The 9,539-nt window shown below is 43.7% G+C and carries 10 protein-coding genes; 7 read left to right on the forward strand and 3 right to left on the reverse strand.

The features are described 5' to 3' along the window. Nucleotides 1–3 precede the first annotated feature (3 nt). Nucleotides 4–1,308 (forward strand): histidinol dehydrogenase, encoded by a 1,305-nt coding sequence (gene hisD / locus H6G40_RS07140; RefSeq protein ID WP_069474946.1) that lies wholly within the window; start codon nucleotides 4–6, stop codon nucleotides 1,306–1,308. 93 nt (nucleotides 1,309–1,401) lie between these two features. After that, the gene (locus tag H6G40_RS07145; protein WP_002736899.1) at nucleotides 1,402–1,737 is read left to right on the forward strand and encodes an excalibur calcium-binding domain-containing protein; all 336 of its coding nucleotides are present in this window, start codon (nucleotides 1,402–1,404) and stop codon (nucleotides 1,735–1,737) included. A 51-nt stretch (nucleotides 1,738–1,788) separates the two neighbouring features. Here H6G40_RS07145 and H6G40_RS07150 read toward each other — a convergent pair whose 3' ends face one another. Next, a complete protein-coding gene (locus H6G40_RS07150; protein WP_002737757.1) occupies nucleotides 1,789–2,862 on the reverse strand; it encodes a Gfo/Idh/MocA family protein in 1,074 nt (357 codons plus the stop codon). Between the two features lie 233 nt (nucleotides 2,863–3,095). On the opposite strand from H6G40_RS07150, the gene H6G40_RS07155 reads away from it, so the two are divergent. Together H6G40_RS07155 and H6G40_RS07160 are read left to right on the forward strand one after the other, a co-directional pair. Continuing rightward, the gene (locus H6G40_RS07155; RefSeq protein WP_016514518.1) at nucleotides 3,096–3,668 is read left to right on the forward strand and encodes a shikimate kinase; all 573 of its coding nucleotides are present in this window, start codon (nucleotides 3,096–3,098) and stop codon (nucleotides 3,666–3,668) included. Then, on the forward strand, nucleotides 3,668–3,988 hold the full coding sequence (locus H6G40_RS07160; protein WP_069474947.1) for a cupin domain-containing protein: 321 nt from the start codon (nucleotides 3,668–3,670) through the stop codon (nucleotides 3,986–3,988). Before H6G40_RS07155 ends, H6G40_RS07160 begins: the two co-directional genes overlap by 1 nt. A gap of 17 nt (nucleotides 3,989–4,005) precedes the next feature. Here H6G40_RS07160 and hemW read toward each other — a convergent pair whose 3' ends face one another. Then, entirely contained in the window at nucleotides 4,006–5,178 is a 1,173-nt protein-coding gene (gene hemW, locus H6G40_RS07165; RefSeq protein ID WP_190537468.1) for a radical SAM family heme chaperone HemW, read from the reverse strand. A 374-nt stretch (nucleotides 5,179–5,552) separates the two neighbouring features. On the opposite strand from hemW, the gene H6G40_RS07170 reads away from it, so the two are divergent. Beyond that, entirely contained in the window at nucleotides 5,553–6,632 is a 1,080-nt protein-coding gene (locus tag H6G40_RS07170; protein ID WP_002737661.1) for a PIN/TRAM domain-containing protein, read from the forward strand. 318 nt (nucleotides 6,633–6,950) lie between these two features. Here the strand turns inward: H6G40_RS07170 and H6G40_RS07175 are convergent, their stop codons facing one another. After that, nucleotides 6,951–7,229 carry a hypothetical protein gene (locus tag H6G40_RS07175; RefSeq protein WP_002736942.1) on the reverse strand — a complete coding sequence of 93 codons (279 nt, stop codon included), beginning with the start codon at nucleotides 7,227–7,229 and terminating at the stop codon, nucleotides 6,951–6,953. 241 nt (nucleotides 7,230–7,470) lie between these two features. Between H6G40_RS07175 and trmFO the strand changes: the two genes are divergently transcribed. Beyond that, nucleotides 7,471–8,808, forward strand: coding sequence for an FADH(2)-oxidizing methylenetetrahydrofolate--tRNA-(uracil(54)-C(5))-methyltransferase TrmFO (gene trmFO / locus H6G40_RS07180; protein ID WP_069474949.1), 1,338 nt, complete (start codon nucleotides 7,471–7,473; stop codon nucleotides 8,806–8,808). A 60-nt stretch (nucleotides 8,809–8,868) separates the two neighbouring features. Then, a complete protein-coding gene (locus tag H6G40_RS07185; protein WP_069474950.1) occupies nucleotides 8,869–9,366 on the forward strand; it encodes a 2TM domain-containing protein in 498 nt (165 codons plus the stop codon). The last annotated feature ends 173 nt before the right edge of the window (nucleotides 9,367–9,539 follow it).

A 9,539-nucleotide genomic window follows, 5' to 3' on the forward strand; every position in this document is an offset into this window, starting at 1 on the left:
ATAGTGGTCAGAATATTAAAACTTTCGCAATTAAGTGATGCGGAACGGGCAAAACTTCAGAAAAGAGCCGAGTTAGATATTGATAACGCCCTAAAAGTCGCTCAAACGGTGATAGAAACCATCCGCGAACGGGGGGATGCCGGCGTTGTGGACTATGTGCGGCGTTTTGACTACGAAGGTGCGACGGTAGAAAATATCAAAGTCAACGAGGCAGAATTTGAGCGGGCTTTTCAGTTAATTGAACCAGAAGTAAAAACCGCCATTGAACAGGCTTTTCGGAATATTCAAGAGGTACATCGTCGCCAAATGCCGGAAGAAATACAACTGGCAGAAATTGAAGCTGGTGTCTTTGCTGGCGAAAAAATCTCTCCTATCCCCAATGTGGGTTTATACGTTCCTCGGGGCCGTGGTGCTTTTCCCTCGATGATGTTAATGTTAGCTATACCAGCAATGGTGGCAGGAGTGGAAAGAGTTGTCGTTTGCACTCCCCCCGATAAACAGGGCAACGTGGAGCCAGTGTCTCTGGTGGCGGCACGCATGGCTGGAGTCAGAGAAATTTATAAGTTAGGGGGCGTACAAGCGATCGCTGCTTTGGCTTTGGGAACAAAAAATATCAAAAGGGTTGACAAAATTACCGGTCCGTGCAGCGTCTATGGGGCGGCGGCCAAACGGTTACTGTTCGGCACTGTGGATGTGGGTTTGCCGGCAGGTCCAAGTGAGTCGATAGTTTTGGCCGATGAGTCCACCGATGCCCGTTTAGCGGCCTTGGATTTATTAATTGAAGCGGAACACGGGGCGGATTCGGCGGCTTTATTAGTCACTCATTGTGAACAGGTTGCGATCGCTGCTAGTGAATACGCTCAGGAATACCTGCAAAAACTCCCAGATTGGCGACGGGAATTCTGTGAGGCGGGTTTAGCCGCCTATGGGGGCATAATTTTAACCGATAGTTTGCAGCAATCCCTCGATTTTGTCAATGAGTACGCCCCGGAACATCTAGAGCTTTTAGTTAGTAATCCTTTTGCCATTCTGGGCAAGATTAAAAATGCTGGCGAAATTCTCCTGGGAAATCATACTCCTTCCTCTATGGCTACCTACGCCATCGGAGTCAATGCTGTGCTGCCGACGGGAAGTTTTGCCCGTTCCTATTCCGCGGTTTCGGTTTATGATTTTCTCAAGCGCTCCACTTTGGCTTATGTCACCCCTGAAGGCTTTGAAAAGTTAAAAGAAACCACGAAAACTTTAGCCGAGTACGAAGGTTTTCCCGCCCATAAATTAGCAATTCAACACAGGGAAATTTTACTCTAAATAGGGGGAATAGGAAACGGGGAATAACTCTGATTTATTATCCTGTCTCCTATCTGTTACTATGATAAGAGCAGAGAATCAGGCAAGCATTTTATGAAAAAATTAATTGTTATTTTAATTCTGGGTTTTCTGAGCGAACAAATATCAATAAAATCACCAATTTCTGGCAATCAAACCCTCAATAATTTAGCCGTAGCTAACAACAATAATCGTCCCACTCCCCAGAAAAAACCTAGTCCTTCTCCACAGTTTCGGTGCGATGGTAGAACTCACTGTTCGCAGATGACATCCTGTGCAGAAGCGACTTTTTTCTTGAGAAATTGCCCCAATGTCAAAATGGATGGAGACGGTGATGGAGTTCCCTGTGAAAGTCAATTCTGTGGAAAAAAATCCTCAGAAAAATGTTTAAAAAGTTTTCCAGATAACTAATTTTGGTTCTTCACCCCAATTCTCTCATTTAAAGAATTGGGGTAAAAACAATTAAGAAGCAGTAATCACGGGAGAATTAAGATATTGATAATTCCAGTCCGATTGTTGCCAAACGCGACCATCAAGGGCAATTTGTTCGATTAAACTAGCTAATCGTAAAGCTTTTAAAGCTTGTTCCCCACCGACAGAAGGTTGGTCCCCACCGCGCACACAATGAACAAAATGTTCTAATTCCGCGTGTAGAGGTTCAATATTGCTAGTATAAACTTTTTCAATTAAACCATCTTGACGGTAGAGAACTTGACCGTAATCGGTGCTATAGTTAGCGGTGGTTTGCCGATGAATGAGGATTTCATTATTGAGAAAATCCGCTTCCGTGAGAGAATTTTTACAGTGGGCTGCTAAACGACGAATCTTGCGATGAGTCACCTTACTAGCGGTTAAATTAGCCACTACTCCATTACTAAAACCAAGGGTTGCAGTGACATAATCGAGATAACCGGAATCAGTGGCAGCGCGACTACCACTAGCGGTTAATTTCACCACGGGAGCGGCGACTAATTCTAAAATTAAATCTATATCGTGGATCATTAAATCTAACACCACCGACACATCATTAGCGCGCTGGGAATAGGGACTCATGCGATGGGATTCAATCGCTAAAATCTCCTCGGTTTTCAAGACCTTCGATAACTCTTGGAAAGCGGGATTAAAACGCTCGATATGACCCACTTGCAGAATACAATCATGATCGGCTGCCGCATTGACTAAAGATTCCGCTTCACTAATACTAGCGGCGATCGGTTTCTCGATCAAGGTATGTACTCCCGCTTGCAGACAGTCCATCCCGACTCGATGGTGTAACCGCGTGGGGACAGCGAGACAAACCGCATCTACCCTAGGTAAGAGATCTAAATAATTTTCAAAAAAACGGACTCGGTATTTACTGGCAGTTTCCAGACCCTTTTCGACGTTGACATCGGCCACCCCGACGAATTCCACGTCTTTTAATAAACTCAGGATGCGACTATGGTGTTGTCCCATGTTACCGACCCCGATAACCCCGACTTTAATCGGTTTGAGTTGATTTCTATTACCCGGAAAGTTTGCTGGTTGATTGGACATGAATTTTAGACTCCTGTGTTCACACTCCCCACACCACTTGATTAAATTAATCAAGCTGATTTTGTCCATTAATTACCAAGATGGTATCATGGTTATCCAGATTCTGACACGATGTCGGTGTCAATGGGGGTTCTGAGAAGATTTTCTGATTCCATCTCGCGGTTTTCACTCCCAAATGCTTATCAAAACATCGTCCCTGAGTAGCGAGGACTACATTCAGCTAAATTTTAACTATGGACAATTCAACGGATTTTAACTCCTTACGGGGATTAAGTGTTTTTTTGCTAGGAATGATGGGATCTGGCAAATCCACCCTGGGAGAGTTGCTTTCCCGACGGTTACAATATCGTTTTTTTGATACAGATATATTAATAGAAAGGGTCGCGGGAAAGAAAATCAGGGAAATTTTTGCCGACGAGGGAGAAGCGACTTTTCGGGAGTTAGAAACCCAAGTTTTGGCCGAATTATCCTCTCTGACTAAAACTGTGATTGCCACCGGGGGAGGGATGGTTTTAAAACCGATGAATTGGAGTTATCTTCGTCACGGTTTAATGATTTGGTTAGATGTTCCCCTCGAAGTCTTGGTTAAACGTTTAAAACAAGATACCTCTCGTCCCTTGCTTCAGTCCACTGATTTAGAAAGTAAACTGGAATTATTATTAGAACAAAGACGAGGACTTTATGCAGAAGCAGATATTAGGATTGTTGTTTCTGACCTAGATACACCTACTGATATCGTTGAGAAAATTTTAACAGCAATACCGACGGTGATTAAAGATTTTCATCCAGAAAGGGATCATAACTAATGATAGCAGCTTCAATTTTTGATTTACCTGAACTAATTCCCGACCGAGAAATTCTGGAAATTTTAGCTCAAAGTCAGGCTATTCGTCTAGAAAGAATTATTTCCACCGGTCAAACCACTCCCCGGGGTCAATGGTACGATCAATCTGAGTTTGAATGGGTGATTTTATTACAGGGATTTGCTGAGATTAGTTATGAAGATGGCAACAAAGTTAATCTGCAAGCGGGGGATTATCTCCTGATTCCTCCTCACCAAAAACACCGCGTCGAATTTACTAGCAATAATCCCCCTTGTATTTGGTTAGCTATCTATTATCGCTAGTAAAATATAGTTCCTGACTATTGCCAGCGATCGAATAAATCGGTTAAAACGATATTAGAAAACAAAAAACCTTCGGGGTCGCTTAATCTTACCCTGGTATCCCCCTCAATTATTACTAGATTACGCTGTTTATGCGGCTCTAAGACCTCTAAAATTGCTTTTTTGATTTCCGGACCAAAATTAGCTTCAATCGCGGGTAAACTCACCCCTGACCCTAACCTTAACCCTAGCATTAAGGTTTCGAGAAGATCATCGATAAAACTATTTTTCTCCACGTCAATTGGGCAGCCTTCTTTTACCCAAGCGAAATAGTCGCGACTTTTGCGCGGACGGGTAAAACGTTGTTGATGAAGATAACTAGCGGCCCCCATACCAAAACCGTAATAGGGACGATTTTCCCAGTAAACTCGATTATGTCGGCATTGATAACCCGGTTTAGCATAGTTAGAAATCTCGTAATGTTGATAACCGGCTAAAGCTAGTTTTTCACTGGCTAAAACATACATTTTCGCCGTGGTTTCATCATCGGGTAAGGGTTTTTTCCCCGGTTGATACTGTTTACCGAAAGGAGTAACCGCTTCTAAGACCAAATCGTAACAGGAAAGATGGGCCGGTTGCAGTTCGATCGCTTTTTCTAGGGAATTTTCCCAATCTGTGAGGGTTTGTTGTGGCAATCCCGAAATCAAATCCAAACTATAGTTAACTATTCCCAATCCCTGAATTAATTCCACTGCCTGATAGATATCCTTAACGGTATGCGATCGACCAGAAACCTGTAATAATGGTTCTTGAAAAGCCTGTACTCCTAAACTAACCCGATTGACTCCCGCACTAAGATAACCCTGTAATTGTTCTAAACTAAAGGTAGCCGGATCAATCTCCATAGAAATCTCTATATCGGCTGCAAAATCAAACTTTTTAGCTAAAGTATCCAGAATTGCCCCTAATAATTCCACAGGTAACAGGGAAGGAGTCCCCCCCCCAAAAAAAATTGTTTCTAGGGGTTTCCCCGTCCCCTGACTAAGGCTAATTTCTTCTTGTAATATTTCCACATACTCCACCACAGGGGGAAAAGTCGCCGGATTGGTGCGATTACCAACGACAAAAATCGGGAAATCACAGTAAAAACAGCGCCGACGACAAAAGGGAATATGAATATAAACCGAGGTTACGGGGTGAAAATAGGACATTACAGCAGTTATCAGTGAACAGTAATCAGTAATCAGTGAACTCATACAGCCTTTCTCGTCAAGGTGAGGTACAAACTAAGCCTTGCTAATCAAGTATTTTAGATGCAAGAACGAACCTCATCTATCTGAGAAACGCTGTAACTCGTATCTGATGACTGATAACTAATAACTGATAACTGATTCAAGGCTGACTCCCGACGGCTATAATTTCGTTTATCTTCGTTAAGATGTATTATGGCTGGGGAGAACATCTCCTAGAATGGAGGCAACTTTCCCGACACAAATTAGGAGAAACCCACAGATATAATAGAAAAGCATCCATACTCATTATTTTTCTATCATCATTCCCCCCTATCCTCTCTGGTATTATACCCATGCTTGATGCTGTCATAATTTTACTATTCGTCTTCGCTGTTGCCAGTATTGGTTATAGTGGTGTTGACTTGCTGCCGGTTACTGTCCAGTCTCAAATCAGCAATATTGAAGCTTTACGCTGGTTATCGGCGGGTTTTGCCTCAATTATTGGTTTAGCTCTTGGTTTAGTTGCCCAAACTACCTATCGTCGTCTAGAAACCCAAGTACGGCAAACTCCGATCGAAGTTATTTTAACCCGTTCCGTCGGTCTAGTTATCGGTTTGTTGATTGCTAATCTGATCCTAGCTCCGATTTTCTTCCTACCGATTCCCAGAGAATTCTCGTTTATCAAGCCGATAATCGCTATTTTAGGCAGTATTATGTTTTCCTATCTGGGGGTTAGTTTAGCTGATACCCACGGTCGCACTTTTCTGCGTCTGATTAACCCCAATAGTATGGAATCAATTTTAGTGGCAGAAGGGACCCTACAAGCGGCCGCCACCAAAGTTGTGGACACCAGTTGTATTATCGATGGTCGTATCGAACAATTGTTAGACACGGGATTTATCGAGGGACAGATACTCATCCCCCAATTTATCCTTCAGGAATTGCAACAGTTAGCGGATGGCAGTAACGACCAAAAACGAGTTAGAGGAAGACGCGGATTAGATATCCTAAACCGGATGCAGCAAGAATTACCCGAGCGCATTATCATTCATCCCGCCGATTATGAGGATATTAGCACCGTAGATGCTAAATTAGTCCATCTTGCCCAAGAAATTAACGCCACCTTGCTCACTAACGATTACAATCTCAGTAAAGTGGCCAATCTGCAAAAAGTCACCATCTTGAATGTCAACGATCTCGCCCAAGCAGTACGCCCGATCTACTTGCCTGGGGATACGTTAGATCTGAAAATTCTCAAAGCAGGAAAAGAACCCACCCAAGGCATCGGTTATCTAGAAGATGGCACGATGGTGGTGGTAGAAGAAGGAAAAGATTATCTAGGGGGAGAATTGCGGGTAGTGGTGACATCTGCACTGCAAACCTCGGCCGGACGGATGATTTTTGCTAAACCCCAAAATTCCCTGATTGCCTAAAGGTAATAAAACCCAAAAAAGCCTCAAATACAGAGCCAGAGGGGATTGTATTTGAGGTATTTTATTTTTTAAGGGAAGTTAAGTCACCAATCGAACTATCTAGGGTTTGCTAAAAAAGTTTTTCCTAGGGGCAGGGTGTGGGGTGTAGGGTGTGGGGTGTGGGGTTTTACCCATTTTCAGGTGGTCAATTACCTAATTTTCAGGGAAAAAGTCCAGGGATTTTCCCCCCAATCACTCCAAAGGTCGGCACTTTTTGAGGGAAAAAAAGTCTAAAAACCTTGTCCAACAAGGTTTTTAGATTTATTCAGCAAACCCTAATTAAGCTGGTTTATTGATTACAGCCATGGACTGACGAGCAAAACCGAAATAACTATCCCAGAATTGTTTCTGACTATCGAGGGCAACTTTGGTGGCGGTTTCTTGGGCGGTTAGGTAGGATTTCACCCATTCTTGTTGATATTCGAGGGATTTAACCAAAGTTTCCGGAAACTCAAACACTGGTGTAGTCGTGGGAAGACCATTACCCCAAGCGGACAGAAGCATTTTCTGCCATTCGGCTAGGTATTTTTGGTATTCCTCAAGATAATTGGTGTTCATAGAAGTCAAACCGCTAACTAGCCCATCTGGAAGGAGATGGTGAGAAAGTGGGGCGGTGTTGCCACCTTCTCGAAAGCAAAAACCGTGACGAGATAAAATATAATATTCTATCCCTTCCTTGATTATAACCTGAGTTTGTGATCAGCCCCAATCTTTATGCGATCGCCCTAGGCTGGCCCTATTTTTTGGTGACTCGGAACTAACGCTAAAATAATCCTACTCTAGCCATTTTCTCCCAACTATGATCGATCGCCCTATTCATGTAATTGGTGGAGGATTAGCGGGGACTGAGGCGGCGTGGCAGATAGCCCAAGCCGGTATTCCCGTGATCCTGTACGAAATGCGCCCAATTCGCTCTAGTCCCGCCCACCATAGCCAATTTTTAGCCGAATTAGTCTGTAGTAACTCCTTTGGTGCCATGGCGGTGGATCGCGCCACCGGGTTACTCCATGAAGAATTACGACGCTTAAATTCTCTAGTTATTGCCCAGGCCGATCAGCATAGTGTCCCCGCAGGAGGGGCTTTAGCGGTCGATAGAGGGGTCTTTAGTCGAAATTTGACGGAAATCTTGGCTAACCACCCTCTAGTCACCTTAAAACGTCAGGAGATCACGGAAATTCCCCGGGATGGTATCGTCGTTTTAACCACTGGACCGTTAACCAGTGCTGCTTTGGCCGCAGATCTGCAAAATTTTGCCGGCCTGGACTATCTGAGCTTTTTTGATGCCGCTAGTCCGATTATTCTAGGGGAATCTATTGATCAATCGATCGCTTTTCTGGCCTCCCGTTACGATAAAGGTGAGGCCGCCTATCTCAATTGTCCTATGGATCGGGAACAATACCTGCACTTCTGGCAAGAGTTAAAACAGGCAGAACAGGCAGAATTAAAGGATTTTGAGCGAGAAAATGCCAAATTTTTCGAGGCTTGTCTGCCAATCGAAGAATTAGCCAGTCGGGGAGAGGATACCATGCGTTTTGGTCCCCTGAAACCGGTGGGATTAGCGGATCCCAGATATCCGGATCAACGTCCCTACGCAGTTATACAGTTGCGAATGGAAGATAAAGCGGGGCAATTGTGGAATATGGTGGGATTTCAAACTAATTTAAAATGGGGTGAACAAACACGGGTTTTCCGTCTGATTCCGGGGTTAGAAAAGGCCGAATTTGTCCGCATGGGGGTGATGCACAAAAACACCTTTATTAATTCTCCCCAGTTATTATCCTCCAGTCTCCAGTTTAAATCGCGACCGACGCTATTAGCGGCAGGACAGTTAATCGGCACGGAAGGCTATACGGCTGCGGCCGCTGGGGGATGGTTAGCGGGAACTAATGCCGCTCGTTTAGCTTTAGGATTAGAAACGGTGACATTGCCAACCACAACGATGATGGGGTCATTATTTGAGTTTATCAGCAGTGCCGAACCGAAACATTTTCAACCGATGCCGCCAAATTTTGGCATTTTGCCGAATTTTACCAGAAAAATCCGCAATAAACGGGAACGTTACGGTCAATATGCCGATCGCTCTTTGCAGGATTTAGAAGCATGGATAAATCAGCTAAAAACTCCCTGTCTCGTCTAACTGTCAATCGCTAATCGATCGCCCATAATAGAGAAGGAACCTATTTCTTTCTCTATCGCTATGCCAAACCCCGATTTTTTCCCTCCCCAATCCTACAGTCAAGAGGATGTGCAGGAAATTCTCTATTTGGCTATCTCCCGTCAAGGGGATAGGGGAGAAATTACCCGTCAACAGTTGTTAGAAATTGCCGACGATTTAGCTATTGAAGTTAAAGACTTAGAAGCGGCGGAAAAGGACTGGCAAGAGTCAAAAATGCTCAGTTATAAACGGCAAGAATTCGATCGCTTTCGTCGCGAGGAGCTAAAAAATAAAACCGTTCGCTATCTGATTATTAATAGTTTTTTTATTATCATTAATTTAATTAGTTCGGGAACAATTTCTTGGGCAATTTATATCTTTTTGCTGATGGGTTTACCTCTTTCCCTTTCTGCTTGGAAAACTTTTCAAAATCAAGGAATTGCCTACGAAGAGGCATTTAAACGCTGGAAAATTAAGGAGGAAATGAAAGAGTCTTTTACCAATCTTTGGACACAAATCAAAAAGTTTTTACAGTTTTAATAGTGTTGAAAAAGGAAGATTTTTAAGGGGAAAACTCTCTTCTAAAATCGGGCGTTACTTTCGATTTTTTCCCTCAATCCAAGCTTTTGGGGGGTTCTACCCCCCAAACCCCCCGTTGGGGGCGTGGCGCCGCCCCCAAACCCCCCGCGCATTAGTTTTTCGGTGGGATGCTT

It is taken from the genome of Microcystis viridis FACHB-1342 (assembly GCF_014698335.1).
Classification (GTDB): Bacteria; Cyanobacteriota; Cyanobacteriia; order Cyanobacteriales; family Microcystaceae; genus Microcystis; species Microcystis ichthyoblabe_A.

What these genes read in the sequence shown, in the direction of transcription:
- H6G40_RS07145 (WP_002736899.1), top strand. Translation starts at nt 1,402, where the DNA reads ATGAAAAAATTAATTGTTATTTTAATTCTGGGTTTTCTGAGCGAACAA.
- H6G40_RS07150 (WP_002737757.1), bottom strand. Translation starts at nt 2,862, where the DNA reads ATGTCCAATCAACCAGCAAACTTTCCGGGTAATAGAAATCAACTCAAA.
- H6G40_RS07155 (WP_016514518.1), top strand. Translation starts at nt 3,096, where the DNA reads ATGGACAATTCAACGGATTTTAACTCCTTACGGGGATTAAGTGTTTTT.
- H6G40_RS07160 (WP_069474947.1), top strand. Translation starts at nt 3,668, where the DNA reads ATGATAGCAGCTTCAATTTTTGATTTACCTGAACTAATTCCCGACCGA.
- hemW (WP_190537468.1), bottom strand. Translation starts at nt 5,178, where the DNA reads ATGTCCTATTTTCACCCCGTAACCTCGGTTTATATTCATATTCCCTTT.
- H6G40_RS07170 (WP_002737661.1), top strand. Translation starts at nt 5,553, where the DNA reads ATGCTTGATGCTGTCATAATTTTACTATTCGTCTTCGCTGTTGCCAGT.
- H6G40_RS07175 (WP_002736942.1), bottom strand. Translation starts at nt 7,229, where the DNA reads ATGAACACCAATTATCTTGAGGAATACCAAAAATACCTAGCCGAATGG.
- trmFO (WP_069474949.1), top strand. Translation starts at nt 7,471, where the DNA reads ATGATCGATCGCCCTATTCATGTAATTGGTGGAGGATTAGCGGGGACT.
- H6G40_RS07185 (WP_069474950.1), top strand. Translation starts at nt 8,869, where the DNA reads ATGCCAAACCCCGATTTTTTCCCTCCCCAATCCTACAGTCAAGAGGAT.